29 protein-coding genes, 1 pseudogene and 1 riboswitch are annotated in these 25,837 nt (G+C 39.4%); of the genes and pseudogenes, 3 read left to right on the forward strand and 27 right to left on the reverse strand.

Features of this window, described 5'->3' with window-relative positions:
* Positions 1-568: 568 nt before the first annotated feature.
* Together ABES03_RS22060 and ABES03_RS22065 are read right to left on the reverse strand one after the other, a co-directional pair.
* Positions 569-1,399, reverse strand: a complete 831-nt coding sequence (locus tag ABES03_RS22060; RefSeq protein ID WP_430120733.1) for a hypothetical protein — start codon at positions 1,397-1,399, stop codon at positions 569-571.
* Between the two features lie 308 nt (positions 1,400-1,707).
* Entirely contained in the window at positions 1,708-1,908 is a 201-nt protein-coding gene (locus ABES03_RS22065; protein ID WP_430120735.1) for a cold-shock protein, read from the reverse strand.
* 333 nt (positions 1,909-2,241) lie between these two features.
* Between ABES03_RS22065 and ABES03_RS22070 the strand changes: the two genes are divergently transcribed.
* Together ABES03_RS22070 and ABES03_RS22075 are read left to right on the forward strand one after the other, a co-directional pair.
* Positions 2,242-3,459 (forward strand): MFS transporter, encoded by a 1,218-nt coding sequence (locus ABES03_RS22070; protein WP_430120737.1) that lies wholly within the window; start codon positions 2,242-2,244, stop codon positions 3,457-3,459.
* A 128-nt stretch (positions 3,460-3,587) separates the two neighbouring features.
* Complete coding sequence (locus ABES03_RS22075) at positions 3,588-4,316, forward strand: protein-glutamine gamma-glutamyltransferase (RefSeq protein WP_430120739.1); 729 nt, start codon at positions 3,588-3,590, stop codon at positions 4,314-4,316.
* 121 nt (positions 4,317-4,437) lie between these two features.
* On the opposite strand, the gene ABES03_RS22080 is transcribed toward ABES03_RS22075, so the two are convergent.
* The 11 genes from ABES03_RS22080 to ABES03_RS22130 all read right to left on the reverse strand — a co-directional run bounded on the left by ABES03_RS22080 (position 4,438) and on the right by ABES03_RS22130 (position 13,400).
* Entirely contained in the window at positions 4,438-5,454 is a 1,017-nt protein-coding gene (locus ABES03_RS22080) for a DUF3231 family protein (RefSeq protein ID WP_430120741.1), read from the reverse strand.
* A 151-nt stretch (positions 5,455-5,605) separates the two neighbouring features.
* Positions 5,606-6,613, reverse strand: coding sequence for an ABC transporter substrate-binding protein (locus ABES03_RS22085; RefSeq protein WP_430120743.1), 1,008 nt, complete (start codon positions 6,611-6,613; stop codon positions 5,606-5,608).
* A 14-nt stretch (positions 6,614-6,627) separates the two neighbouring features.
* On the reverse strand, positions 6,628-7,398 hold the full coding sequence (locus tag ABES03_RS22090; protein ID WP_430120745.1) for an ABC transporter permease: 771 nt from the start codon (positions 7,396-7,398) through the stop codon (positions 6,628-6,630).
* Positions 7,388-8,125 carry an ABC transporter ATP-binding protein gene (locus tag ABES03_RS22095; RefSeq protein WP_430120747.1) on the reverse strand — a complete coding sequence of 246 codons (738 nt, stop codon included), beginning with the start codon at positions 8,123-8,125 and terminating at the stop codon, positions 7,388-7,390. The genes ABES03_RS22090 and ABES03_RS22095 overlap by 11 nt, the downstream gene beginning before the upstream one ends.
* A gap of 7 nt (positions 8,126-8,132) precedes the next feature.
* The gene (gene tenA / locus ABES03_RS22100; RefSeq protein WP_430120749.1) at positions 8,133-8,804 is read right to left on the reverse strand and encodes a thiaminase II; all 672 of its coding nucleotides are present in this window, start codon (positions 8,802-8,804) and stop codon (positions 8,133-8,135) included.
* Positions 8,791-10,089, reverse strand: coding sequence for an acetylornithine deacetylase (locus tag ABES03_RS22105; protein ID WP_430120751.1), 1,299 nt, complete (start codon positions 10,087-10,089; stop codon positions 8,791-8,793). The genes tenA and ABES03_RS22105 overlap by 14 nt, the downstream gene beginning before the upstream one ends.
* A 13-nt stretch (positions 10,090-10,102) precedes the next feature.
* Positions 10,103-10,609 carry an energy coupling factor transporter S component ThiW gene (gene thiW / locus ABES03_RS22110; RefSeq protein ID WP_430120753.1) on the reverse strand — a complete coding sequence of 169 codons (507 nt, stop codon included), beginning with the start codon at positions 10,607-10,609 and terminating at the stop codon, positions 10,103-10,105.
* 7 nt (positions 10,610-10,616) lie between these two features.
* The gene (thiE, locus tag ABES03_RS22115) at positions 10,617-11,270 is read right to left on the reverse strand and encodes a thiamine phosphate synthase (protein WP_430120755.1); all 654 of its coding nucleotides are present in this window, start codon (positions 11,268-11,270) and stop codon (positions 10,617-10,619) included.
* Complete coding sequence (gene thiD / locus ABES03_RS22120; RefSeq protein WP_430120757.1) at positions 11,267-12,085, reverse strand: bifunctional hydroxymethylpyrimidine kinase/phosphomethylpyrimidine kinase; 819 nt, start codon at positions 12,083-12,085, stop codon at positions 11,267-11,269. Before thiD ends, thiE begins: the two co-directional genes overlap by 4 nt.
* Before the next feature lie 15 nt (positions 12,086-12,100).
* The gene (thiM, locus tag ABES03_RS22125) at positions 12,101-12,913 is read right to left on the reverse strand and encodes a hydroxyethylthiazole kinase (RefSeq protein ID WP_430120759.1); all 813 of its coding nucleotides are present in this window, start codon (positions 12,911-12,913) and stop codon (positions 12,101-12,103) included.
* A gap of 78 nt (positions 12,914-12,991) precedes the next feature.
* A riboswitch (TPP riboswitch) is annotated at positions 12,992-13,101 on the reverse strand.
* 50 nt (positions 13,102-13,151) lie between these two features.
* Positions 13,152-13,400 (reverse strand): glutaredoxin family protein, encoded by a 249-nt coding sequence (locus ABES03_RS22130; RefSeq protein ID WP_430120761.1) that lies wholly within the window; start codon positions 13,398-13,400, stop codon positions 13,152-13,154.
* 370 nt (positions 13,401-13,770) lie between these two features.
* Between ABES03_RS22130 and ABES03_RS22135 the strand changes: the two genes are divergently transcribed.
* A complete protein-coding gene (locus ABES03_RS22135) occupies positions 13,771-14,220 on the forward strand; it encodes a hypothetical protein (protein ID WP_430120763.1) in 450 nt (149 codons plus the stop codon).
* Between the two features lie 453 nt (positions 14,221-14,673).
* Here the strand turns inward: ABES03_RS22135 and ABES03_RS22140 are convergent.
* The 14 genes and pseudogenes from ABES03_RS22140 to hutI all read right to left on the reverse strand — a co-directional run.
* A pseudogene (locus ABES03_RS22140) lies at positions 14,674-14,961 on the reverse strand (gas vesicle protein); the annotation flags it as partial.
* Between the two features lie 22 nt (positions 14,962-14,983).
* Positions 14,984-15,247, reverse strand: coding sequence for a gas vesicle protein K (locus ABES03_RS22145; RefSeq protein ID WP_430120765.1), 264 nt, complete (start codon positions 15,245-15,247; stop codon positions 14,984-14,986).
* Positions 15,219-15,455, reverse strand: coding sequence for a gas vesicle protein (locus ABES03_RS22150; RefSeq protein WP_430120767.1), 237 nt, complete (start codon positions 15,453-15,455; stop codon positions 15,219-15,221). Before ABES03_RS22150 ends, ABES03_RS22145 begins: the two co-directional genes overlap by 29 nt.
* Positions 15,455-16,285, reverse strand: coding sequence for a GvpL/GvpF family gas vesicle protein (locus tag ABES03_RS22155; protein ID WP_430120769.1), 831 nt, complete (start codon positions 16,283-16,285; stop codon positions 15,455-15,457). The genes ABES03_RS22150 and ABES03_RS22155 overlap by 1 nt, the downstream gene beginning before the upstream one ends.
* A gap of 36 nt (positions 16,286-16,321) precedes the next feature.
* The gene (locus ABES03_RS22160; RefSeq protein WP_430120771.1) at positions 16,322-16,555 is read right to left on the reverse strand and encodes a gas vesicle protein GvpG; all 234 of its coding nucleotides are present in this window, start codon (positions 16,553-16,555) and stop codon (positions 16,322-16,324) included.
* Positions 16,552-17,310 carry a GvpL/GvpF family gas vesicle protein gene (locus ABES03_RS22165; protein WP_430120773.1) on the reverse strand — a complete coding sequence of 253 codons (759 nt, stop codon included), beginning with the start codon at positions 17,308-17,310 and terminating at the stop codon, positions 16,552-16,554. Before ABES03_RS22165 ends, ABES03_RS22160 begins: the two co-directional genes overlap by 4 nt.
* Entirely contained in the window at positions 17,307-18,206 is a 900-nt protein-coding gene (gene gvpN, locus ABES03_RS22170) for a gas vesicle protein GvpN (protein WP_430120775.1), read from the reverse strand. Before gvpN ends, ABES03_RS22165 begins: the two co-directional genes overlap by 4 nt.
* A gap of 82 nt (positions 18,207-18,288) precedes the next feature.
* Entirely contained in the window at positions 18,289-18,555 is a 267-nt protein-coding gene (gene gvpA, locus ABES03_RS22175; protein ID WP_430120777.1) for a gas vesicle structural protein GvpA, read from the reverse strand.
* Between the two features lie 184 nt (positions 18,556-18,739).
* On the reverse strand, positions 18,740-19,513 hold the full coding sequence (locus ABES03_RS22180; protein WP_430120779.1) for a HipA family kinase: 774 nt from the start codon (positions 19,511-19,513) through the stop codon (positions 18,740-18,742).
* Complete coding sequence (locus ABES03_RS22185) at positions 19,510-20,625, reverse strand: glycosyltransferase family 4 protein (protein WP_430120781.1); 1,116 nt, start codon at positions 20,623-20,625, stop codon at positions 19,510-19,512. The genes ABES03_RS22180 and ABES03_RS22185 overlap by 4 nt, the downstream gene beginning before the upstream one ends.
* Before the next feature lie 94 nt (positions 20,626-20,719).
* Positions 20,720-21,727, reverse strand: coding sequence for a hypothetical protein (locus ABES03_RS22190; RefSeq protein ID WP_430120783.1), 1,008 nt, complete (start codon positions 21,725-21,727; stop codon positions 20,720-20,722).
* A 413-nt stretch (positions 21,728-22,140) separates the two neighbouring features.
* Positions 22,141-23,478: a YjiH family protein gene (locus ABES03_RS22195; protein WP_430120785.1), complete on the reverse strand. Its 1,338-nt coding sequence runs from the start codon at positions 23,476-23,478 to the stop codon at positions 22,141-22,143.
* Positions 23,479-23,557: 79 nt separating this feature from the next.
* The gene (locus ABES03_RS22200) at positions 23,558-24,553 is read right to left on the reverse strand and encodes an agmatinase family protein (RefSeq protein ID WP_430120787.1); all 996 of its coding nucleotides are present in this window, start codon (positions 24,551-24,553) and stop codon (positions 23,558-23,560) included.
* Entirely contained in the window at positions 24,531-25,823 is a 1,293-nt protein-coding gene (gene hutI / locus ABES03_RS22205; protein ID WP_430120789.1) for an imidazolonepropionase, read from the reverse strand. Before hutI ends, ABES03_RS22200 begins: the two co-directional genes overlap by 23 nt.
* Positions 25,824-25,837 lie beyond the last annotated feature (14 nt).

Here is a 25,837-nt window from a genome sequence, read left to right on the forward strand (position 1 = left end):
CAGAATTCTGAGCAATAAGACCCGTTTGTGTACTGAATGCGTCTTTTTTACGGGCACGTAGACACCTTCTACGTTACCCATGCCCCTTTCCGCCAACCATTTCGGGCACGTAGACACCTTCTACGTTACCCTTTCCCCTTTCCGCCAACCACTTCGGGCACGTAGATAGCTTCTACGTTACACATTCCTCTTTCATTCAGCCATTTCGGTAACGTAGAACACTTCTACGTTACCCTTTCCCCTTTACAGCAACCACTTCGGGCACGTAGACACCTTCTACGTTACCCATTTCCCTTTCCAGAAGCCACTTCGGGAACGTAGACACCTTCTACGTTACCCATTCCTCTTTCCTTCAGCCACTTCGGGCACGTAGACTTGATACTTCGCTTTTGCCATAGGACTTTGAATATCATGAGCGCCCACGAAGGAAAGGCGATACCATGTTGGAGGAGCTCGCAACTTCCGCTCAAATCAACATAGAGGAAAATTCTGCAAACAGCTTTAAAAAGCCTAAAAAAATAGACGTGCATCCATTTGCACGTCTATTTCTTGTAAACTAGTGTCCCACCTAGTTCTTAACAATTTTTGAAGGATTATTCACTTTGTAAAGCACCGGCACATCAACTAAAAATTCTTCCTCTACATCTTTTCCCTTCGCTAACTTCTTAGCCGCTACTTTGCCGTCGAATTCAAGTTGATCTCCAACGGCCAGTTCAAACTTTTTAAGGGTTTTGCTGTGACTGCACCATGCATAACCAATTTCCAGTGGATTGTCCTGAATGACTTTTACATTCTCTAAGACAACCACTTCATCGTTTTCTTCATTGAACGGATTGTAAGTCAAGGCAAACTGTTTAACAGTTGCAGTAAAGTGTACTTTATCAGCCGGCAACTCGAGCTTGGGAGCCTTCTCTTTCTTCGGCTTTGTTTCTTTCACTTTTGCTTGCTTCGGCTTTGGCTCGTCCTCTTTTTTCGGAAGTTCTTTGCTAGTAGGCGAACGATCTTCTGCCTTGTTACTTTCTACTTTGCCTCCACTATCTACTGTCGGTATGTCATTATCCTCAAGATTCAATAAGCTTTCTTTACCAAAGCTTGATTGCTGCATTTCCTTCAAATAGGCTGGGTGGATACAGCTCAACTGGCCATCGTTAAATTCAATGACAACCGTATTTAGTTCAGCAGCACTCCCGTAGGTTTCATAACCTTTAATGGATACCAGACGCTGGTAGTTCCGGTCTTTGTACCAAAATTCCCTTTTTGCTTCCTTGGCTGAGGAAAGCCCCCATTCCTTAAGCTTTTCCTTATAATGGTCCTCATCCCGAAAAGTATCGAACTCACCCTTTGGCGGAATATATTGTGTTAGATCAGATAATTCTATTAGCGGCTGCTCGATCACCACTCCACACTTCCTTCCATTATGTATATGTGTAGATTATATCATTTCATATGAAAAACATTAATCGCGATGCCAAATATGGGCATCATTTAAGATGCTTTGGACGAATTTTTAATTTTTTACAGAAAAAGTAGGTCTTTTCTATTTTCTATGTTATACTGATTTTACCATTTGCTTTATTGATTCATGACCTCTGTTCTTTCGATGAGAACGGGGGTTTTTGTTTGTCTTCCTTTATTTCTAATACTTTCATATGTATACAAAAAAAAGACTCTACAAGAGAGTCTTTTTTCATTTATATAAAGCTTTTATTATGCTTTACGTACGTTAACCGCTTGTGGTCCACGTTGACCATTTTCAATTTCAAACGTAACCTCTTGACCTTCATCCAATGATTTGTATCCTTCGCCTTGAATTGCAGAGAAGTGTACGAATACATCGTCTCCACCTTCGCGCTCGATGAATCCAAAACCTTTTTCTGCATTAAACCATTTTACTTTACCTTGTTCCATTTGTGTATCCTCCTGCTGTGTGCTGTGCACACATTTTGGTACTATCCTTGCTCAAATCTTCAAGACAGAAAGCATATTCACTTAACACTCTTGCCGATCCACAAAAATAATTCTTCTTAACTATAACAGAAACAATTGGATAAAGCAAACGAATAAAAACTTTTTAAATATAGTGCCTTGAGAGTAGATAAAAAAAGCTTACAAACATTGTCTTTTGCGGTTTCCAACGTTCTTAAATAAAATTATTTTAAAATATTAAATTATTTTTCATCAAAATAACCCTGATCGATTGTATAATAACAAAGATAATTAAATATGAAACGGTGAAGACACATGCGCACATATAATGAAAAAATTAGTATTTATCATGGAATGGTGTCAACCATAGCTGTGAATCTTGCAGGTAATTTTTTTCCTATTTTTGCAATTTCTATTCTTGGTGCTACTAATTATCAGGTTGGGCTTATTAGTTCACTCCCCCCGCTAGTTGCCCTATTAACCACGATTCCTGCTGCGATTGTATTAAATCGACTAGAGCAGCAAAAAAGAACGGTAGCGATGTCCGTTTTTTGGGCTAGAATCATGTTTTTATTATTGATTGGAGTGGCTTTCGTTACTTCTGACTATCAAGCCTGGGCATTTTTAATTATTGTTGCTTTAATGAATGTTCCAGGAACCATTTCTAACATTGGTTGGCAAACACTAATAAGTGGAATGATCAGCGAAGAACGAAGAGGTTCATTTTTTAGTGACAGAAATCGGCTTTTAACCATTGTAGGGATGGTTACCACCCTGATTATCGGTATCGTCATGAAAAAACAAACAGACAATGCACTCGCTTATCAATTTTTATTCTTTATTGCTTTTGTTTTTGGACTGTTAGAAGTGTTCTTCTTATTGAAGCATAAAGAAAAGGCGGAGCCGAAGAGAAACAAGGAACAAAATTCATTGATGGATTGGTCTATTTTTAAGGATAACGGGTACAAATGGTTTCTAATATCTGCACTTTGCTTTAATTTTACTTGGCAGTTGGTATGGGGATTATTTAATATTTATAACGTAAAATATGCACACGCTACGATTCTTTGGATCAGTATCTTTTCTGTCGCTAACCAGTTAGTGCAAATCTTTTCGTTTCCCTTATGGAAAAAATGGGCCGAACAAAAATCAAATACACTTATGCTCGTCTGGGTAGCAGTTGGTATGGCAACTGCTCCGATTTTAAATGTACTGTCAACGAACCTTTACTATTTAACATTTGTTGCCATGACATCTGGATTTTTTGTTTCGGGCACGATGCTCCTGTTGTTCAATCTTTTGTTGGAGCAGTCACCAAAGGAAAAAAGGACATATTGTATTACTACCTATAATGTTCTCCTATCATTCGTTGCCTTTATCGCCCCTCAAATTGGCATATGGCTATTAGAAACAACAGGCATGCAGAAATCAATGGAAATCAGTACCGTGCTTCGGCTAATCAGTGCATTCGTATTTTTACTCATGTACATCAAATTCATGAAAAACCAAAAGCATGCACTACTAAAAAGCTAATTAAAGGATATGGGTTGGATAAAATCCAACCCTTTTTTGTTGTGCCATTTAATGCTGTCATTTGTTGTGGCAAAGTTTCATATTTTTAAAAGGAAGTGATTTGGCGGAAACAGAAACAGGAGGTAAATATGATTATTATTAATCACCAGCGTGTGAAACCAGCGGATTTATTTCCACACATTTCCAACAAAGAACAAAGAACGATTATTGAATATATGGAGAAATATAGTGGAAATTATGAGTATGCCACACTAGATCAACTAAAATTTGAATTGACGTTCCGTACGAACACAATGACTGCTGCCCGTCAACAAGATAAAAGCGGTGCCAAGTTTACTACTTTTCAATATGCCTTTTGCAATAAACAGTATTGGAATCGTCTAAATAATGGAGGCTTTCTCATAAAACCCAACATCAGACCCTCAGTAGCTATTTTAGATATCATAAAAAATGGGTCTCTTTATGCCTTCGAATGTTCCACGGCAGTTGCCATTGTTTTATATATTGCCACACTTTACTCTATAGGTAGCTCAAGGTTTGACATTCTCTTTAGCAATCTTTATTTAATGGATTGGCAATTTGATGAGGATATGAAAATGTATCAAAAAGTTGGGGACGACTATTTACCCGGTGACATTCTCCATTTCAACAATCCAGATTTTAACCCTCAAGAACCACATTGGCGTGCCGAAAATGTCATTTATTTTGGAGATGACCTTTACCAAGGACATGGAATCGGAATCAGAAACGCAAGCACCATCATAAACTTCCTTAACAAAAAAAGAAAGCCGAATTCCCAACATTCGGCTTACCTAATGACACTTATCACTCGGCTCTATTATCAATCATTTCGTTAAGATGCTGTCAGGACCCATTTTTAATCATGTCCTCCGTCATCAATATTCTTGAAGCCTACCCTTCACTCACATGTAAAGCCCTTTCTGCTAAATGCATAAGGACTGTACATGTGAGTTACAATTAATTCTTTTTTCTTACTAATTCATCTCTATCGGATGCCATTGGAGGCTGTTCCAACCATCGATTTTTAATCATGATATTAGCTCCATCTTCAGCATACATCTGTACTTCTAACGAAAGCCTGTTATACATTGTACTAAGATCTCCTCTAGGACTTTGACTGACAGCTGTACCGTAATAGCCAACGCTCAAAGCAATTAAACCACTTGTGTAGAACATCATCAGTTTATCTGAGAAAGTATGGGCTGTACTATTTGTTATTTCTGAATCCCAACCCATCGGTGAAGGAAGTTTACTTTCCTCAAGCTTACCTCTAAATAAATTAATATGTTTATTACCTACTTCTAAACCCTTTAAAAAAAATTGTTTTACATCCTTATCCTTGGCAACCTGACTAAATCCAGTAAGAGCAGCGACTCCCAAGGCATTTCTTTTCAGATTCGCAAATAAATTTTCAACTTCCGCAGCAACTAATGGTCTTTTTTCTCCAAACACATCTAACATAAACCATTGCTTTTTTACATATTCAACCTTCTCTATATTAGGCAGGCTCGGAGACCTGAAAAACAATCCTTTCGACAATAATAATTCAGTTGACCTATTATATAATTGCATGGTTTCTGTTAGGCAATCCATGTAATAGGATCTAATATCACTTCTTACAGAGGTTCCAACACTACCAGCATATGTTGTAAGTCCAACCATTGACATCTGGTTAATAAAATTTAGGACAAAACTGTCTGAATACAGTCTAGGCGCAGTTAAATCAACATCCTCTTCAATATTAAAACCATATGGAACAACATTTTTTTCCTCTGTTAGTATGGCTGTAATCTTTTGAATATGTGACTTTGATAATTCTAAAGCAAATTCAATTATAGGCTTAATTTCAAAATCCTCAGCCTTTTCTAAAAAATAAGTAAGAACACAGATGCTAGAGCTGTCATTTAAATATTGAAGCCATAGTTGACTAATCTCACCCGATGTGAGCCTAATCTGTTTTCCTTTTTCCTCCATAATAACCTCCAAAAATGACATACTAAACAATACCTTCCCCATAAATTACCTATAATATGTATTTATTACCTTTTGTACATAATTTTTAAAAAAATGCTGTGGATATCGAATCCAACAGCATTTTTTCTTCTACATTTTTCTACCTATTACCTTATAAATTTTTAAACGCTTCCTCGGCGTTTACCTCGTTTTTAATCACTTTATTATCCTTTAGCCATTCCGCAACCTTGTTCCAAGTTTCAGAATCTTGGTAACCGAATGGGTGGTCTTTTGCATCCATTAGTGGTAATAACATTTCCAAGCTCTTTGTTTCAATATCCTTCTCAAGTGGGGAAGACTTATCTTCATGCTTTAATAAAATCGCCAATCCCTCTTCTGGATGTTCTGCTACAAACTTTTGTCCTTTGCCAATTGCTGTCAGAAACTTCTTGAACACTTCTGGTTTTGCTTTTAATCCCTTCTCACTAGCCACCAATACTAATTCATAATAATCAGGTACACCAAAATCAGCTGGATTTAAGGTGCGCATCGGATGTCCCTCTTTTTCTAGCAATAACTTTTCATGGTTGATATAACCGCCAATAAGCGCATCTGTTTTCTTTGTTGCCATCGCAGGAATTAAGTCCCAGCCTACATCGACCATTTTCACCTTTTTCTCATCTCCACCATCAGACTTAACCATCGATTGTACAATCGCTTCATCGAGTGGGATCGAAGGATAGCCGATTGTTTTTCCGGCTAAATCCTTTGGTGATTGAACAGAACCATCTGCAGGAACCATTAATTGATTAAGTGGATGTCGAACAATCGCACCGAACGATTGAACAGGGATCTCTTCGCCACGTGCAACTAGAACCTGTGGTTGATAGCTTATTGCCATATCGATTTGATCTGCAGCAACCAATTTAAGCGGATCATTCGTATCTGCAGGCATCTGAATATCTACATCAAGGCCTTGCTCTTTAAAATATCCCTTTTCCTCTGCTGCATATAGAAACGAGTGTACAGCGTTTGGATACCAATCCAGCATTAAGCTAACTTTCTCAAGTTTATTATTCCCGCTTGATCCCTTCGAATCAGAAGCATTCTCATTGTTTTTTCCACAAGCACTTACCATCAACATCAATAAACTGATTACGATCAAAAAACTTTTCTTCATTATATATACCTCTCTTAGTTGCGAAATTTATTTTTCAATACTTGCTTTTCTACTAAACCAATTAATAAAAACAGGACAATTCCTAGCAAGGATAAAAGAAATATGGCAGCAAACACGGCATCTGCCTTTAGACTTCCTGACATCCGTCTGCTGAAGTACCCAAGCCCTTCACTGGCACCAAGCCACTCACCAATCGTAGCTCCGACTACACTGTAAACAACTGTCAATTTCAAGCCTGATAAAAACACAGGCAAAGCCATCGGAACCTGTACTTTTTGAAAAATAGTCCAGCGGTTTGCTCCCATCGTTGAAAGTAATTCACGGTATTCATTTCCACCAGATTTCAATCCATCATATGTACTAACGACGATGGGGAAAAAGGCTGTTAGGATCGTTACCGCAACCTTGCTCCAAATCGAATAGCCAAACCACATAATGAAGATGGGAGAAATCGCAATTAACGGCACTGTTTGCGAGACAACTAGGAAAGGATAAAGAATTTTTTCTAATGGACGTGAAAAATGCATCCCAATTCCTAGTAGCACACCTCCAAAAACAGAAATCACAAAACCGATTAAGACTTCCTTCAGGGTTGCCGGTAGGTGTTCCCCCAACAAAAGCTCCCTATTTTCGACCAAAGATGCCCAAATGGCTGAAGGAGATGGCAAAATAAAGGCTGGTATGAATTCCTGTCTTACAACCCACTCCCAAAGACTAACAAGGAGGATCACAACCAGTAAAAACAACCCATAATCCCCAGACCACTTTTTTACTCTAGTTTTCATCTTGAATCAGCCACTCCAATTCTTTTCTCATCCGCATAAACTCTGATTCGTAAATCAGTTCTGCGTTTCTTGGTCTAGGAAGCTTCACTTTAACCTCTTGAACTCCTCGATCACCTTTCAGTACATAAATCCTATCACTTAATAAAATCGCTTCCTCCAGATCGTGAGTGATGAACAACACCGTTTTTTGTAACTCTCCCCACAGCCCTAATAACCAGCTATGCATTTTCCTTTTGGTCAGTGAATCAAGCGCTCCAAACGGTTCATCTAATAATAAAAGATCCTTCCCGGTCATAAGCGTTCGAAGGAAAGCTACTCGCTGCCTCATTCCGCCAGATAGTTCCCCCGGATAGGCTTTTTCATAAGCTGCTAAACCAAAACGGTCGAGCCACTCCCGGACTTCTGGTAGTTTACTTTGTTTACTTTCCTTTGCAATTTCTATTGGGAGCAAAACATTTTCTACTACCGTTCTCCATGGTAAAAGCAAATCCTTTTGCGGCATGTAACCTACACTTCCTGCTCTTTTCCCAGATTGCTGACCCTTGATTAGGATCTCACCCTGTTTCGGTGTCAATAATCCAGTAATCAACTTAAAAAGTGTGCTTTTTCCAGAACCACTTGCACCAATGACGGAAACAAATTCTCCAGAGTTAACATCTAGTGAAATCTGATCAAAAACCCCTCGTTCCCCATTGAATGAGTAGGAGAGTTTGTTAATTGATAACATTGACAGATTAGACAGGCCACTCGCCCCCCTGGTAAACCATATCCCAGAACATATATTCAAAGCGGGAAGTTGTCAAAAAATGCTGCTCCAAGATGGCTAACTCCCATTCTGGTTTTCCCTCTACCAATGAATCTAGTAAGTTAATAAGCCACTTAGCTAACTCACCAAATTCATTAGAAGAGTACATTTTTACCCATTCACCATATAGATAGTGTCCGCTAGCACCTTGATATTCTTCAGCTAGCATCTTGCCAATTTCCCAATAGCTCCACATACAAGGTAATAACGCCGAAATTAATTCTTCAAGCGAGCCATTTTGTGCTACATGTAGCATGTATCTTGTATAAGCAAGGTTGGTTGGACTTGGCGACGTCTCTTCTAACTGCTGAAGTGTAATCCCGAATCGTGCGGCATATTCCCGGTGCAAATCCATCTCCCCATGTAAGGTCTCATGCAACAGCTTGGCAAAAGCGGCCATTGTTTCAATATCTCTTGATTTCACAGTAGCTAAAGCAAACAGCTTTGAATAATCAATTAAGAACACATAATCCTGTTTCATGTAACGAATAAATGATTCAACTGGAAGGTCCCCTTTTCCCATCCCGACAACAAATGGATGCTCATGGGTCTTTCCCCAAATATCTTGTACTTTTTGAAAAAGTCTCTCAGAAAATTTCATGATGCCCCTCTTTCTTGGTGTTACACCATTCCGCGATAAACTTAGCTATTACTTTTGCAAAGTCTAATAATTGACGAATTTCGACCTTCTCATTTACAGCGTGCGCATCTTCCAATTTACCTGGTCCAAAAATGGCGGTTGGAATACCTGCCCGTCCGAGCCATCCAGCATCAGTAACGGTCGTAGACATCCCAATCGTCGGCGTGCAGTTTATCATTTTTTCATAGGCTTCCGTTAATATCTTGGTTCCTAATTGATCCGGATCCAATTCTAATGATGGAAAAATTTCACCACGGTCCTCTATCATAGATTTTCCACCCCAAACGAAAGTTGGAGGATTCTCTCTAAGCCAAGGATCGGCAGCGGCGACGGCACCGATGTGTTGTTCAATTTCCTTGATCACTTCTTCATAGTCTTCATTCGGAAAAAAATGAACCGTGACCCATAATGCACAGTGGTCAGCCACGAAAGCTGCATGCCTGCCTCCTTCAATAACTGCCGGATTAATTGTATTGGTGCCAGGTGGAAAGCCTTCATAGCTTTTCGTCACAGCCCAATGTCTCTCCAGTTCCTGAAGTCCCGCAATAATCTTCATCATTTTCTCAATGGCACTGGCCCCTTTTAGGCCACCTCCTGCATGAATCATTTTTCTCCGCAATCCATCATGATAGGTTTCTTTGCTTTGAACTGTGATCCAACCAGTAATGACGCCGCCCTGTCCTTGAATATGTAAATCACTCGTATCTACCACAACTGCATAATCAGCGGTATACCCCCGCTCTATACATGCCTGTGTTCCTGCCTCTCCAACTTCTTCACCGATGACGGATTGAAATTGCAAATCACCACCCAAAGGAACTCCCATTTCCTTTAAAAGCTTAATCGCAATGAGTGAAGCCGAAATCCCACCTTTCATATCAGCGACACCCCGACCATATATAAACGAATCTTTTATTCTAGCGTTAAATGGAGAAGATTCCCACTCCTTGTCATCTCCCACCTCAGCAACGTCCACATGACCATTTATAATCAAGCTATTATATTGATTAGAAGCCTCCCCACGCAAAATGCCCACTACATTAGGATCTCCAGGATATACATCCCATTTATCTGTCTTGAAGCCCAAATCCTCTAAGTAAACTTTAATAAATTCCTGGACTTTATTTGTATTTCGGGCTGGAGGGCTTACTGTAGGGTAAGCGACTAGTTTGGCTAGCAATTCAAGAAGTTCATCTTTTCTCGCTTCAACCTCAACTTCAATTTTCTCCGCTATTTCATTCCTCATAGTGCGTACCACCTTACATTTTGGCTTGGGTTGCCTCAATCTTCACCACTTTTTTCCGTAAAAATACGGTTAAAATCACAAATCCAATCAATGCACCTGCAAATGAGCTAAAAATAAACAAAGGGATAAACCCAAATAATGTTGCTTTTTGTCCAAGTAATAGTGTAGCGATTGGATAGCAAAGTATGGCACCTATGATTCCTGTCCCGATTACTTCACCGAAAAACGCTAGATAGATTTTTCTAGTTTTCAAGAATAATAGAGATGCGAGCAACGCTCCGACCATACTGCCTGGAAAGGCAAACGGGGAACCTGTTCCCCTAACGTTTCTTAATAATGAAACACAAAAGGCCTGTGCAACAGCATAATAAGGTCCTAAAAGAACCGCTGACAGCACATTCAGAAAATGTTGAATAGGAAATACCTTGGTAAATCCTATGGGAATATAAAAGAGATTACTGGACATGGTTCCAATGGCAATCATCATGGCAGTTAAAGTAAGCTTTTGTGTTTTCTTCATTCACTCATCACTCCTGACCCTCTAAGGCAACTAGATTTTTTCTTAATGCTTTTGCAGCTTCTAACGGCGAATCTGCATGACTGATAGCGGTAATCACGGAAACGCCATCTGCCCCTGCTTCAACAACAGAACAAGCATTTTCAATCGTAATTCCACCAATTCCCACAATCGGGATGGTGAATCCTTCACTGCGTAATGCTTCAATAAGTGTCGTTCCTCGTGATGGTTTGGCGTCTGCCTTTGTGGTGGTTGGAAAAACAGGTCCAATACCAAAATAATCCGCTCCATCCCGTAAGGCTGCAGTAGCTTCTTCATTTGTATGAACAGAAACACCCAAGATCTTGTCACCAATTTTACTCCTTACTGTTCTTACAGATTCGTCCTCCTGTCCAATATGTACACCGTCCGCATTTAATTCAAGTGCAAGTTCAAGATCATCATTCACAATGAATGGAATGTGATTCTCCCGACATATGCTTTGGAGTTTTTTGGCGAGTGAATATTTTTCAACGCCAGTTAAAGCCCCTTCGCCCTTTTCACGAAACTGAAAAAAGGTTATGCCCCCAGCAATGGCTTCCTTTAATACCTCAACAGGGTCCTTTAAGCAGTTATTGCTACCCATAATAAAATAAACACTTAGCGCTTTTCGTAAATTTGTCATAAAGGGGTACCCTCTTTTCCGATCTTTCTTTTCCGATATGCCCAATGGTTAGTTGGTCCATGTCCTTGCCCTATTTCTAAATCTTCTTCAATTGCTGCCTGAATAAAGTTCTTTGCTGTCAAAACGGCTTCATATACACTAGCCCCTTTTGCCAGTTCTGCAGTTAGTGCAGCTGAGAAGGTGCAGCCTGTTCCATGCGTGTTTTTCGTATTGATTCGCTGGCTCGTAAAAGTGTAGAATTCCTTCCCATCGAATAATAAATCTACTGCATCGTCTTCATTCCCGTCATGTCCACCTTTGATGACGACATTTTTTACTCCTAGTGCATGTAATTTTCTCGCAGCTTCCCTTTTTTCCTCAGCCGTTTGAATCGTCATTCCCGTTAACACTTCCGCTTCTGGAATATTCGGCGTGATGACCTTGGCTAAAGGCAGAAGATAGGCTTTCATCGCTGAAATCGCTTCGTTTAAAAGTAAAGATGCTCCTCCCTTAGCAATCATGACCGGGTCTACCACGACATTTTCCCATTGAAAAATCTTTAGTTGTTCCGATACAGCCTCTATGATTTCTGCATTAAACAGCATCCCTGTTTTCAGGGCATCTGCCCCAATATCTTCCCCAATAGCTTGAATCTGTTTGGCAACAGCCTCCACTGACATGGGAAAAACACCGTGCACACCCAATGTGTTTTGAGCAGTTACTGCTGTTAATGCCGACATACCATATACTTCTAATTCCTGAAACGTCTTTAAATCAGCCTGAATCCCTGCTCCACCACCGCTATCAGATCCTGCAATCGTTAGCGCTTTTTTCATAAAAAAACCCCCCATTTACTCATTCATTTTTTTAATGGACGCAAGTTGCTTCATATCTTTAGAAGTTGTTTTTGATAATTGGTTTAAAAATTCGATTTGAAAGCTTCCCGGTCCTTGTTCAGCTGTTTTTTCAGCCGCTTTCTCTGCCGCAATTCCATAGAAAGACAACGCAGTCACTGAAGCTTTTAACAAATCCTTTTCCACACCAGCAAAAGCACCAATTACAGAGGTTAATAGACAACCAGTGCCTGTCACCTTCGTCAATATCGGATGTCCATTTTCAATAACAAAGGTTGTTTCTCCATCTGTCACGACATCTTCTTTTCCGGTTATGACCACAACGGTGTTCAGTTTCTGTGCAGAAGATATGGCAAGTTCAACAATGTTTCCATTTGCGTCGCCGGCATCTACACCTTTAATTTCCCAGTTCTCCCCGACAACATTAGCTATTTCAGCAGCATTACCTCTGATTACCGAAACATGAACCTCTTTCATGATTTTTTGTGCAGTCTCCGTACGGTAAGGTGTGGCCCCCGCACCGACCGGGTCAAATATAACGGGAACATTATTTTCATTGGCTGCTTTTCCTGCAATAATCATAGACTCCACTGTCTGCGAGTTTAACGTTCCAATATTCAAAACTACGGAACTTGCAATCTTCGCCATATCGGCAACTTCTTCTGCTGCATATGCCATCACAGGTGATGCTCCTAGTGCAAGTAATCCATTTGCTGTAAAGTTCGTGACGACGACGTTTGTTATGTTATGTACTAGCGGTCCACCCTCTCTTACTTTTTCCAATGTCTCAAACCATCTGTTTGTTTCCACAACAATCTCCCCTTATTTAAAAATAAAAAAACCAGATCCAAAAATTGGACCTGGTTAGTTAGAAAGAGTAATTAATCAACATTCACTCGACTACTTTCCTACGCTGGTATTACCCAGATCAGGTCCGAAGGGTTAAAAACGTTGCCGTTTTCTCTCAGCCCGCAATCTGGGCACCCCTAGTAGATTCACTTATGAAATTACATAAATCATAATCCTATTTTAAAAAATAGTAAAGGATTTATGCCTTTTTATTTTTAACTAAATCGATAAGTTCTTTCAATTCGTTTGTAAACCCTTTGACTGCACGACCCTCAAACACTGTTACCGGAACGCCCAGATAGCCGTATTTCTCCACTTCCTTTTGATATTCGGCATTAGTCGAAATGTTTCTTGCTTCAAAAGCAATCCCTTCTTGTGTTAGTACCTGCTTCACCATCGTGCATTCAATACAATCGTTTGTTGTATAGACAATTACGTGCTTGCGCATATAAATATTTTCCCCCTAACTAAATTTACGACAAATTTCCTTTAAATTCTTTAATTACTTTAAAATTCGCAAATTATTCCCCACATTCCCATCCATTATATAACAATTTCCAGCAGTAGTTGAAAACATAACATTCGTAAATATTCCTCGGGAAAGCGCACAAACAGACAATTCTCGCGTTTTTATGTCGGAAAGTGCAAACTTAAAATGCGTTAGACAGCCCTTTTTTCTATTTTCATGATATTCGTTTATGCTCGTCCGTCTCTTTTACATAATATATATCTAGTAGGACCCCTTATTGCCGTCACTTGTGAGAATCAGGGGATTAATCATTATATATTTTGAAAAAAATAAAAAGGTGGGTAGAAAAATGGGTAAAAAAAATAAAAACATTCAAGAGAATACATTTGATATAGACTCTTTTTTACAATCGATGAACATCTTACTGAAGGAAGAGCTTTTGAAGGCACTAAACCAAACTGAATCATTACCTTCAACAACAGCAGCTGAGGAACTAGTGGAACAAACTGAAGTAACAGCTGAAGTAATAAATGAACAACAAGAAGTCCTTACTGAAGTGACAGAGGTACAAACTGAACAAGAGAATCATGAGCCTGATCTTCGGGCTAAAATTGTTAATCATTTATTCGCCATTGAAGCAGACCTATCAAATTATATCGAAAGCTTTGAAGCTGAGGTTCGAGCAGAACTGGCTGATTTAAAAGAACAAAATGAGAAACTAATAAATCAACTCTCAGAGTCTGAAAAAAAGAAAAAAGAGAAGGACAAAGACAAAAAGAAGAAAAAAGTGAAGGAGTAGTGAACTCCTTAACTATCTATTAAACTTTCAATACTGAAATTACACAAAGCCTTGAGAAATCAAGGTTTTTTTCTATTAAGGAAAAACAAAAGTGGCCCCATAGCCACTCCCTAAAATACTATACACTTAATTGTAAAAAACGTTCTAATGTTTCTCAGGGGGCTTTCTCTTTCCATGTTTTTTTTCGTATTTGTTTTTATCCTGTGATTTATCTTGCTTTTGAGATTGTTTTGGTACTGAATGCTTCTCTGATAACTTTTCAGCAACCGTTCCACTTGAATGATTTTCACTTGCTTTTTTTACATACCGCTCCTCTAATACCTCCTGTAAAAACTCTTTTTCCTCACTCTTCTTCATAGATGTGAGTGGCTCTTTTTCAACTGGTAGGAGCAATTTTTTTTCTTCAACTGGCTCTATTATGGACATTTGCCCTTCCACTTCCTGAGGTAATGCTTTTGCCTCAATAAGATGTTCTAAACGATCGATTCTTTCAAGTAACTGTGCATTCTCTTCTTCTGCTATTCTACCTCTAGAAGAATAGTAAGGATCGTGTTCCCACCAGTTCATGCCTATTTCTCTTGCCTTATCAACTGATGCAACAAGGAGCCTTATTTTAATTGTTAGTAAATCTACATCTGCTAACGAGATTTTTATATCACCTGCAATAACCACTCCTTTATCAAGGATTTTCTCCAACACTTCTAACAAATTGGATGATTGGGTCGGATGTTGAATGGGCATAAACTCACTCCTATCATCAGATTTATAAAAGTTTCCCCAGTGGACCTAATTCAATATTGAGGTCTTCTTTTTCTAAACCAAAAATAATCTTTAATTCTTCCATTTTTTCCTCAAGTCTCATTAATGTTAATCCTAATTCCTCTAATTGTTCATCTGTCAATGAATCACTTTCAACTCTCCTTATTGCTTGCCTTTCCATTAACTGACGAAGCAATTCAATAATGGTAAGGACTAATTTAGCCAGCCCTTGCTCTACTTTACTTGAGTCTAGCGGTAAGCGTTCCATTCCCTTTTGCCTCCTCTATTCGCTCATAGCTCCCAAAAGCACTTTCAATGGACGAAATCAAAAGCTTGAGGTCGACCACAATTAAATCAATATTTGCAATAGAGATGAGTATTTCCCCTCTAACCACTACACCTGTATCAATAATTCCATCCAAAAGATCCAATAGCGTCATTTCTTTCTTCTCTAGGAGTTGGTACCTCTGTTCCATTACTTAGTCTCCTTCTCCATTTTAGAAAAATGATACGGTGGCCAAGGCCCAGTCACCTGAAAGGCACAGCCTAACGCTTCAAATGATTCTTCAAGCTCTTGAATTTTGTTTAAGAAATAGGCTGAGGTGCCCTTTTCAATTAGAAAATCACAATTGACAATCATTTCATCTGTCCGTTCTGTCACTTCCTTCCCCCAATTTTGCCTTAGATTTAAATCATTGACAAAGGGAGAAAGTTCATCATTGATTTCCTGCCACCAATTTGACTGCTCTAATTCAATCTGTGAAGCAATCAGATGTTCAAGCTTTTTTTTCATTAAAAATTGTTTTCCTTTGGGCATTGTTGCTAATTTTCCTCTTAATTCAACGACGGCTGTATTATTCTCTATAACATAGGACAGGGTCCTATCAATCTGGCAAAAAAGCTTCACATTCCACTCTTGTTTCCCTTTTAGGCTAAATAACTTTTTAAGGATCACATCATATTGTTCTATTAGTAAATTCTCTAAGTTGTTTTCATCCTGAAAAATGGTGCAAAAGGACATTGGGAGGACTGAATAATGCTGGTGGATAATAGAAATGACTTCATGATGGTGAAAGGCTCTTTGTTTAAGCCATTCTGCATCTTTTAACAGAAGATCAATTTGTTGTTGAGAATAATTTTGAGCACTGACAGGGGTTATAACAGCTGCTAAATTATTAAATGTTTTAAATGTCACTTCCTTATGATCTATTCCCAGTATAGAAGGAACCTCTGAATATTGAAGTTCCTCTGCTAAAATGACACCATATATATATATAAAATCAGTCATGACTCTTGTATAAGACATAATGCCTCCTCCTTTCAAACCAATCCTCTATGCATTTCATCGCTCATTTTTTTCTCTTTCTTTAGCTACCTTATATCGTCTAAGTAATTCTTGCTCCTGCACTAAATAGGACTCTTCATCAATTTCCTCCAGCTCGAACATCATATGCAATTCAACTAGCTGCTGTTGCAAAAACGGTAAATCGTACAGTTCTTGATCTACCTCTTCTTGAATCTTTTCTCCAAGTTTGATTAATGAACGGATAGGTAAAGTAAACAATTTATGAATCATAATTTCCCTTCTATCCTTAAACGAATATTAACAAAATTATAGGCAGGCCATGGCCCTGAATATTTAAAGTCCACCTGATTCTTCCAAGATTCATATAAATCATTAACCCGTTGGTCAAAGGCTCCTTCGTTATTCCGGTCGATTAAAAAGGCTGCATTCAATAGAATCTTACCTGGAATGGTTTGATTTAGCTTTCCAGCTTCTGCTAACTCTATTAAGGGACCATATATTTCTTCCTCTACCCTGTTCTGAAGATGTAATACCAGATTTTGTGCACGCTCACCTAAGTCAATTTGGTCATAAAAAGTCGCTGGATTTGAAATATCCTTTTTACCAGCTTTCCACTCACTTAATACGGTGTCATTTTTCATTTCTTGGTCAATCCACTCCTGTTTTGCTATGACCCTTAATCCTACCTCAATCTTATTCTTTAGCTGTAAAAACAGTTTTTCAAATTCAGGATTTAAATGCTTTGCAATAAGGAGCACATCCTCCTCAGAATGAAACACATTCCCAAAGCTCATGGGTATTAAAGTATATTGCTTCATAATGTTCGTAATAGTTTGTTGATGCGCAAAGAGGTTAAGTCGATCTGGTAAAACTTCACCTGTTACCTTTGTCACCACCATAGCAGCATTTTGGTGATGAACCGTATATATCTCTCCTACTTCTCCGTTTAAACAAACCGTACCAAACTGCTTTAGCTCCTTTTCAGGTATTACACAAAAAACATACACCCCATTTTTTGAACTCATTGGTGCTCTTCCTTTCTATGCACTTCCTGTAAAATTAGCTCCTGAATCTCCACCCGATTCTTTTCCGGAAAAATTTGCCTCAGTGGCCTTGTCAATACATCAAGGCAAAGTGCCTGATAGTTTTTATCCTTTGGAATAATTGGGATATTTGCTTTGGTAGCAACGGTGGCAATCATTAATGAAGCTCGTAAACTAGGAGAAAAACTATTCCCATATGACCTTAAGCTAGAAACAAGTCCCACAATCTTCTCTGCTTGAGGATAGTCAATCCCTGTTTTTTGATGGATAATTTCCATTTCTGTTTCTTTATCGCAGGAATCTACATTTATATTTATGAGTCGATCCAAAAGAGCATCCTGTGCGTGAAAGGTACCTGCATATTCATCGGGGTTACTTGTAAAAATGATGGAAAAGTTGGGATGACATTTTATAAAAGAAGCTTTCCCTTTCCCGTAAATTGGAAGAACTTTTTCCTCTAAAAGTGATAAAAATATATTATTCGTTTCAGGGCGGGAACGTGAAAACTCATCATAAATAACAACATGGCCATTTATAACTGCCTCAATTAGTTGCCCTTGAACCCAAGTTGGGCTTATTTCTTGTTCTCTTCTATAAACTGAGTGGATATAATTATCGATTACTTCTTTCTTTTTCAATCCAACAAAATGTCCTATCAAATCCCTATTTGACAATTCATGATGACCACGAATAACTGTGACTGGCCTGTTTAAAAGATGGGAAGTATATTTTGCTAAGCTTGTTTTTCCAACCCCAGATGGACCAACAAAATGGACTGGGAACCCAGCCTCTAAGTAGTGAAGAGTTCTCTCAATAATGTCCTCAAAAAAAGCAGTTTTCACAAATCCCGTCTTCCTTTCATTGCTTGACTGATCCAAGATCCTTCCTCCTTTGTACAAAATATTTTTTAATAAAGGAGCCAAGGCAATATTAAGCCTTGGCTCCTCCCTATAAAACTATTTATAGCGCAGCTTCTAACCCGGATTCTTCTCCGTGAGGGTAAGGGGGTGGGTGATGGTGATGATGATCTTTAAGAAGCCCCACTGCTTTAGCATATTTTAACCAAGTGTCAACACTGGCAATAACAATACGAGCATCTATAGTAAGTAGTTCGATGCCCACCAGGGAAACACGAGCCCAAAGGTCAATAACCACACCTTTATCCAATATACGGTCAATTACCTCAGCTAAGCTTGAAGAATCTACACTTTTTTGTATAGCTGCCATTAAACTCCCTCCTTCCATTGACGGCAATCAAAGGGTTCTCGATAGATTATTCCCAATTTGAATTTGAGTGAAGAACCCATTCTAGATCACCAGTCAGATATTTTCGTTATAACGAATTACTTTAGTATATGAATAATCAGTTACTTGGAATAGACAATTGTTCTTATATGTGCCTTAAGCACGACTAATTATTTACATGTAACGGCCGATAAATTTTCTTCAAAAATCTCTGCATGAGGTGTGGAAGGATGCTCTTACGTCTTGTTACTAAGGCGCTAACCATTGCCTTTTTTTCCTCCTTAGAAACCATCCAATCATCTGGTATCATTGATATAATTTCCTCGATTAAAAAAATGGGAATGGTTTGAATCAGTTCCATATAGTTTGTAAAACTATCTTCGGATTCAATAAATTTCGCCATGATTTGGTGTGTGGCACTTTTCAGAATTTGCTCAGACAGATTATCTAAATCATTCTCGTTCCAATTGTAAGATTCGAATATCTCCGCATGATCAATGATCCATAAGTGGTATGTTTCATCTACTTCTTCACACAAGATAATGTTTTTGCGAGTCCGGTCCCGGTTACATAACCAGTAATCTAATAAAATGACACCTGCTAATGACTGGTGATTATGGATTCCGGAAATATTTGGAGTTTGATGTCCATCCAAACAATCGGGGACATATAATGAGGCAAATTGAAATTGAGTTTGCTGCATGACGTTCAGTTCAGGGACTTGCGTAATAAATTCCTGTGGTATTTCTACTATGCGGGCAAAGGGAATTGGAAGGTCGAGGTAGCGCGCCAAACAATACGAGACCCATTCATTAGGTAAGGTTCTTTCAAAACCCGGCTGAAAGAACTTTACCACATAGTCCTTTCCATCACTAAAGGTCATTAAATGTGCATTGGATTTCCCCTCTAATGTTTTTTGATAGGAAATGGGGGTAATCATGGACTATCCACCGCCCCTTCTACCTCTGAATCCTTTTGGACAATGCTTTTCAATAAATTAACATAGGCATCGGCTACTGTTTGAATAGAAAAATTCTGTTGCACTCGATTAATTGCTGCCTGAGACATTTGTTGATAACGATCTGGTTGATCGATGATTCCGTATATTTGATTAACGGCATCATCGACATTTTGTCCACGATAAAGTAAGCCTGTCTCCCCATCCACTACTAATTCAGTTACAGGCATCATTCTAGAGGCCACCACTGGAACACCGCAGGTCATCGATTCAATAAAGGTATTTCCGAAAGATTCTGATTTTGTGGTCGCAAGCGTACAACCGCCAGATTGACGAATTTTCGCATAAACATGCGGCATTTGCTGATATGGTATAACAGGAAACCATTTTATGATATCGGTGAGATTCTCTTCCTGCCATGCGGCAGCAAATTCTTCGCGCTGCACACTTTGCGCGCCACCGATTACCCAAATTTCAATATCCTGACGTTCACTTTTTATCTTTTTTGCCACTTCAAGCAGCATCGGCCAGTTTTTACGTTTGTCCAATCTGCCAATCCAGCCGATAATCTTTTTATCTTTTGGAAGTACGGGTGTACTCTGAAAATCAATTTCATTGGACGATAGTGCTCGGAAAAAGGTCGTATCTACGCCATTGTATATTACTTCAATAGGGACATCATTTGTTAAAATGGAGACTAACCGCTTTTGATATTGGGAGGGTACAATGATTAATTCTGGCTGAATTCCTTTAAACGATTTTACGTGAGGGGTAAGCTTGATTAGCTCTGGTGTTCGTGCTTCTACAATAACTGGGCCTTGAAAGTTGGCTTTCCGAAGCCATTTGTAGGCAGCACCTGTATCAACAATAATGACGGCGTCATAATCGTGTTCTTGGATAATTTTTATAATTTTTTTTTCATCTTTGGTTAAATACACAGGAGCTATGTCCTGCATAATGTGGAGCCCGCCATGATCTGTTGTATAAAGAAATTCAGTATCAATACCATGTTTCTTGAAATAGATTGAGCGATTTCGCCATCCAGCATTTACTCCGCCAACAGTGAGTAGCCGCCAGATTACTAGTACTTTCATTTAGCTTTCTCCTTGTTAGTATTTAGGGCTCTCCTCAGAAATACGCCTTACTTTGGACAGTGTCTTTATACTTCAATAATAATGTTATAGAATTCTATTTTTTCCTGCCTTTTTTGCTCTTTTTACCGCGCGAATCCCTAAAATACCTTTCGCCTTCAAATCGTCGGTGCTGATCGCGTTTTTTATCTTTATCACTGTGTTTACCATCACTTCGGCTTATTTCTCCCTCAAATCGTTTCATTCCTCTATACTGTTCCTGCACTCGAGATTGTTCAAGTTCATCCCAATACTTATCTATTTTTTCCATTACTGCTTCAGGGTCCTTGCCACGAGCAAGCATCGTTTTGACCCATTCCTCTTTAAACACCTTTTGAACCAATCCCTGTAGCTGAAGAACATATTTTTCTTCGTCTTCTGTTGTTAACAGCTTTTTGCTCAGATTCTTTACTGTTTCTTTGTCTAGTTTTTGAGGTAGAAGTATTTGATAAATTTGATGGGATAACTCTTCCATGCGAATGTAGTGGAGCCATTCCTGATATAATTCAGGAGCCATTTCTTGAACGTGTGACAAGAAAATTGCCTTATTTTCGTCTCCTAAGGAATTTAATAATTTCCGTGGATATGGATACACCCTGTCACGCCACACAGTCCTTGCCACATCAATTACTTTCAAATTACCATCTGGCTGGATATATATTTGCCTTTTGTGATGATCAATCCGTTCATACCCAATCGTTTTAAAGGTGATTAACATGTCAATTAGCTTCGCTGATAGTTCCTCGGTTAATGGTTGAGATTGAAGATATTCACGTACATCCACCCCTCTAATAATATCCATAGCGATATAAAGTGGACCTTTCGCATGAATCTTCGGGAATAGGTTCGTATGCTGTCCAAGAGATAAGGCATAATGTTCACGGTCACAATCTTCTGCATTTCCAAACACTTTTACACAAATATCTTCTGTAACCTGAAAGACCGCCCCCTGACGTCCTTTTCCTAGCATAACTAATGGTGAGTTATTTACTACTTCTACGTCAGCATTTATCATATTTTTCACTTCAATTTGTTTCATCCATTCTTTCAATAGATCAATATCCATCTTTTCCCCTCCTTGTATAAAAATTAAGCTCTGTTAAATTTGTCTGTTGATTTCCGCTCCAGGCACTTCGCTTTCCGCGGGCGTTCCGGGAGCCTCCTCGTCGCTCACTCCTGCGGGGTCTCCCGAGACCGCTACTCCCGCAGGAGTCTTCGCGCCTTCCTCTCCAATCAACAGATTGGTCAAATCAACATAATGCTTTAACATAGCCAAAATTAAAAAAGTAATAAAGCTACTTATGCAGTATCGCCTAATATAGTTAATTCAAGGAGGACTTAAAATGTACAGGCTACCGTCTAAATGAACAAAAAAATCCGCCAACATAAGCTGGCGGAACTAACCGTCCACTGGAGACGGTCAAAATGACCAAAGTGTCTTTTTATGGTGTCAGGCACCATCATTTTCGATTTTGAATTTTAAAGAAGTAAATATGCAAGTGGTGCTGTGATTAATATAGTTAGTACTACTCTTTCAAACCAGATGACTACCAGTTTTCCAACCGTGAGTGGAATCTCTGTTGATAAAATACATGGAACCACTGCTGAAAAGAAGATGATTGATGAGACAGATACAACAGCAATAACAAATTTTGTTACGACTGCTGCCTTGGTCACTAACAAGGCAGGTAAAAACATTTCTGCAATGCCCACTGCACTAGCCTTGGCTGCTAGCATAGGTTCAGGTAGCTGAACAAGTGCTGTGAATGGATAGAAAATATATCCTAGCCAATCAAATACAGGCGTAAACTCCGCCAAGATCAAACCGAGTAACCCAACCGACATGATGGATGGTAAAATTCCCATTGTCATGACAAAGCCATCTTTTAGATTTTCCCATATATTTTTGCCAAAGCTCGGTGAATCATTTGCTGTAATCATGGCTTCTTTCCAGGCAGTTTTAACGCGGTCTTTTTTTATGATGACCTCTTGATCGCCTTCCATCTCCTGATAGTAGGAATCACTCATTTTTGATAATGGCCAGATTCGAACAGTAATGGCTGTGACGATAAATGTTACGACGAGCGTAATCCAAAAATAAGCATTCCACATGTCCATCAAATTTAGTGTTTTTGCAACAACAATCATAAACGTAGCTGAAACTGTGGAAAACCCTGTAGCAATAATAGCAGCTTCTTTGATGGAGTATTTTCCTTCTTTGAATACACGATTCGTAATCAATAGACCAATTGAATAGCTGCCAACAAATGAAGCAACCGCATCAATAGCTGATCTTCCGGGCGTTTTCCATATCGGCCGCATGACCGGTTGCATGAATATTCCGATAAATTCAAGCAAACCATAACCGACTAACAGGGCAAGAAATACTGAGCCGATCGGAACTAACAAACCTACCGAAATTACTAGTTTGTTATAAAGGAATGGTGCCATATCCGGACTAAAAAACCATTTTGGACCTACATTAAAAACGAACATCGCCCCGGCAACAAAACCTAGAATCTTCAAGATTGAAAATATTAACGTTACCGTATCCTTTTTCCAAGTTTTCTTATAAAAAGGATAAACTGCCCCTAATAAAATAACTAAAAGTGCATAATATGGCAAAACACTCGGAACCGCCAATTGAATAGCCGAAACAAAATGGTCGAGCATAATCGAGGATTTCCCATTTAAAGTAATCGGTACAAAGAATACAAAAATACCAATAGCACTGAAAACAAAAAACTTTACCATATTCATCATATTACTATTCTGTAACTCTGGTTGCTTCGCATTCACTACAGTCTGATTTTCCATTATCCATCCCCCTTATTATTTTTACCCTTTAATTCATTTGTGGTGTCAGGCACCAAAAAGGATTTTTGGTGCCTGACACCTACCGCAACATTACCCCTGTTAAAAAGGTTAAAAATACGTGTGTGCCGAGTTTGACTGTTGGTTGAACTTGGGTGTCTTTAAGCGGGTCAAGGCAGACAATGTCCATGGCTTTCACTTTTGGATGTTTGGCAGCCGCTAGTACCCCATCTAGCAGTTCTGCTGTTGTCATGCCCCCTGGCGTTGATGCCGGTACTCCTGGTGCATAGGCAATATCGAGAACATCCATATCGACGGTTAAGTAAATCCTATCAACCTTAGTTTCTAATTCCGCTAAACAATGGCGGACCGTTTCTTCTATTCCCTTTTTTCTTGCTTGTCTAAGGGTAAAATAGTTAACCCCTTTTTCATCGGCAAATTCCTTCAAATCTTTCGTGTTAAAAAAACCATGAAGACCGATATTGTACATATTACTAGGTTCTACCGTCCCACTTTCAATCAGGTTCCTCATCGGTGTCCCATTAGACGGCCCATTATCGGTTAGATCCCTTAAATCAAAATGAGTATCAAACTGAAGGATTCCAATTTTCTCCTGCGGTTTAGCCTGATGCAGACCTTTTACCATCATTGCTGTAATCGAATGATCGCCACCAATTGCACAGATCGTGGATGTGCCGAAATGCTGATTTAATGCAGTAGAAGCCGCTATGATGTTGTCATGGCATTTGCGGATATCGGTAACATGCATAGGAACATCCCCCACATCCACCGCAGTCATTTCAGACAAATCAATATCTTCGTCAAGATTATAGGTAGTAAAGCCTTTCCATACACGTCTGAAAGCATCTGGAAATTCAGATGCTCCTGACGCACTAATGGATGAACGGGAAAGCGGTACTCCGACTACTACAACATTGGCGTCCTTACATTTTTCAGGATCCGAGTCTGCAGTCAGCGGTTGAATCCACTCATGAACCTTCTCCACTCTTTCTCCGTTGTCTGGTCTTACCCATGTAAAGCTTGGTGGATTCAGCTTAGGATAAAGAAAACTTTTCAACTATTTGCCCTCCCTTAACAACCACCTGACCATTTTTCAAGACAGTATCAGTGTGGTTTACACCATAGGAGTATTGGAGTTTCATATAGTTATCCACGTTAAATATGGTTACGTCACCTTTTTTTCCTACTTCCAAACTACCAATCTCACTTCCACGATTAATGGCATGTGCCGCATTAATCGTAGCTGCTGTGATTACCTCTGCAGGTGTCATCCCCATTTTCAAGCATCCAAGATTCATAATAAAAGGCAATGAAACCGTTGGTGATGAACCCGGATTGCAATCTGTTGATAGTGCCACTGGTACACCGAGATCAATCATTTTTCGTCCGTTTGCAGATTCAGCCATTAAGAAATAAGCGGTTCCTGGTAGTAACACTCCGACGACCCCTTTTTCAGCCATCGCCTTCATCCCTTTTTCAGAGGCTCTTAATAAATGGTCTGCGGAAATCGCACCAACTTCTGCTGCAAGCTCTGCCCCTTCATATGGCTCAATTTCATCCGCATGAATTTTAGGAATCAATCCGTGGCGCTTACCTGCTTCAAGGATTATACGTGATTGCTCAGGCGTAAACACCCCGTGTTCACAAAACACGTCATTAAATTCAGCAAGTCCCAGCTCTGCCACCGTCGGGATCATTTCTTCGACTAGCAATCGAATAAACTCATCTGGATCATGTTTATATTCCTTTGGAACCGCATGTGCTCCCATAAACGTTGCTACTACATCAACCACGTGCTGTTGATTTAATTGTTTCGCGACTTCGAGCTGTTTCAACTCGGTATCCCATTCCATCCCATAGCCGCTTTTAGCTTCGACTGTTGTAACCCCGTGGCGCAAAAATTGATTTAAACGCTCATAGCTCTCCTGAAAAAGCGCTTCATGTGTGGCAGCTTGGGTCCGTCTTGTAGTCGCATGAATCCCACCACCTGCGTTCATGATTTCCATATATGTTGCGCCTTGAAGGCGCATATTAAATTCATTTTCTCTGCTTCCGGCAAAAACAAGATGGGTGTGCGGATCGACGAGTCCTGGTGTTACCAGTTTTCCACTCGCATCCACTACTTCGGCTTCCTGCATCCGACTAGCAAACTTTTTGACTAGTTCTTCATCTTTCCCAACAGTCTGAATCACTCCGTCTTCAATCCAAATGCTACCTTTCTCGATGATGCCAAGCTCAGACATCGCTTCTCTTACAAGGGGAGCAGAAGAACTCCCCTGTAAGGTTACGAGCTGAGAAGCATTTCTGATAAAAACTGCCTTACTCATATCTATCATCCTCT

Origin of the sequence: Neobacillus rhizosphaerae (genome assembly GCF_050477885.1) — a bacterium.
GTDB lineage: Bacteria > Bacillota > Bacilli > Bacillales > Cytobacillaceae > Neobacillus > Neobacillus rhizosphaerae_A.

Bases quoted from the DNA above. Each gene is read 5' to 3' on its own strand.
- ABES03_RS22065 (WP_430120735.1), bottom strand. From the start codon at position 1,908: ATGGAACAAGGTAAAGTAAAATGGTTTAATGCAGAAAAAGGTTTTGGA.
- ABES03_RS22070 (WP_430120737.1), top strand. From the start codon at position 2,242: ATGCGCACATATAATGAAAAAATTAGTATTTATCATGGAATGGTGTCA.
- ABES03_RS22075 (WP_430120739.1), top strand. From the start codon at position 3,588: ATGATTATTATTAATCACCAGCGTGTGAAACCAGCGGATTTATTTCCA.
- ABES03_RS22080 (WP_430120741.1), bottom strand. From the start codon at position 5,454: ATGGAGGAAAAAGGAAAACAGATTAGGCTCACATCGGGTGAGATTAGT.
- ABES03_RS22085 (WP_430120743.1), bottom strand. From the start codon at position 6,613: ATGAAGAAAAGTTTTTTGATCGTAATCAGTTTATTGATGTTGATGGTA.
- ABES03_RS22090 (WP_430120745.1), bottom strand. From the start codon at position 7,398: ATGAAAACTAGAGTAAAAAAGTGGTCTGGGGATTATGGGTTGTTTTTA.
- ABES03_RS22095 (WP_430120747.1), bottom strand. From the start codon at position 8,125: ATGTTATCAATTAACAAACTCTCCTACTCATTCAATGGGGAACGAGGG.
- tenA (WP_430120749.1), bottom strand. From the start codon at position 8,804: ATGAAATTTTCTGAGAGACTTTTTCAAAAAGTACAAGATATTTGGGGA.
- ABES03_RS22105 (WP_430120751.1), bottom strand. From the start codon at position 10,089: ATGAGGAATGAAATAGCGGAGAAAATTGAAGTTGAGGTTGAAGCGAGA.
- thiW (WP_430120753.1), bottom strand. From the start codon at position 10,609: ATGAAGAAAACACAAAAGCTTACTTTAACTGCCATGATGATTGCCATT.
- thiE (WP_430120755.1), bottom strand. From the start codon at position 11,270: ATGACAAATTTACGAAAAGCGCTAAGTGTTTATTTTATTATGGGTAGC.
- thiD (WP_430120757.1), bottom strand. From the start codon at position 12,085: ATGAAAAAAGCGCTAACGATTGCAGGATCTGATAGCGGTGGTGGAGCA.
- ABES03_RS22130 (WP_430120761.1), bottom strand. From the start codon at position 13,400: ATGCGCAAGCACGTAATTGTCTATACAACAAACGATTGTATTGAATGC.
- ABES03_RS22135 (WP_430120763.1), top strand. From the start codon at position 13,771: ATGGGTAAAAAAAATAAAAACATTCAAGAGAATACATTTGATATAGAC.
- ABES03_RS22145 (WP_430120765.1), bottom strand. From the start codon at position 15,247: ATGGAACGCTTACCGCTAGACTCAAGTAAAGTAGAGCAAGGGCTGGCT.
- ABES03_RS22150 (WP_430120767.1), bottom strand. From the start codon at position 15,455: ATGGAACAGAGGTACCAACTCCTAGAGAAGAAAGAAATGACGCTATTG.
- ABES03_RS22155 (WP_430120769.1), bottom strand. From the start codon at position 16,285: ATGTCTTATACAAGAGTCATGACTGATTTTATATATATATATGGTGTC.
- ABES03_RS22160 (WP_430120771.1), bottom strand. From the start codon at position 16,555: ATGATTCATAAATTGTTTACTTTACCTATCCGTTCATTAATCAAACTT.
- ABES03_RS22165 (WP_430120773.1), bottom strand. From the start codon at position 17,310: ATGAGTTCAAAAAATGGGGTGTATGTTTTTTGTGTAATACCTGAAAAG.
- gvpA (WP_430120777.1), bottom strand. From the start codon at position 18,555: ATGGCAGCTATACAAAAAAGTGTAGATTCTTCAAGCTTAGCTGAGGTA.
- ABES03_RS22180 (WP_430120779.1), bottom strand. From the start codon at position 19,513: ATGATTACCCCCATTTCCTATCAAAAAACATTAGAGGGGAAATCCAAT.
- ABES03_RS22185 (WP_430120781.1), bottom strand. From the start codon at position 20,625: ATGAAAGTACTAGTAATCTGGCGGCTACTCACTGTTGGCGGAGTAAAT.
- ABES03_RS22190 (WP_430120783.1), bottom strand. From the start codon at position 21,727: ATGGATATTGATCTATTGAAAGAATGGATGAAACAAATTGAAGTGAAA.
- ABES03_RS22195 (WP_430120785.1), bottom strand. From the start codon at position 23,478: ATGGAAAATCAGACTGTAGTGAATGCGAAGCAACCAGAGTTACAGAAT.
- hutI (WP_430120789.1), bottom strand. From the start codon at position 25,823: ATGAGTAAGGCAGTTTTTATCAGAAATGCTTCTCAGCTCGTAACCTTA.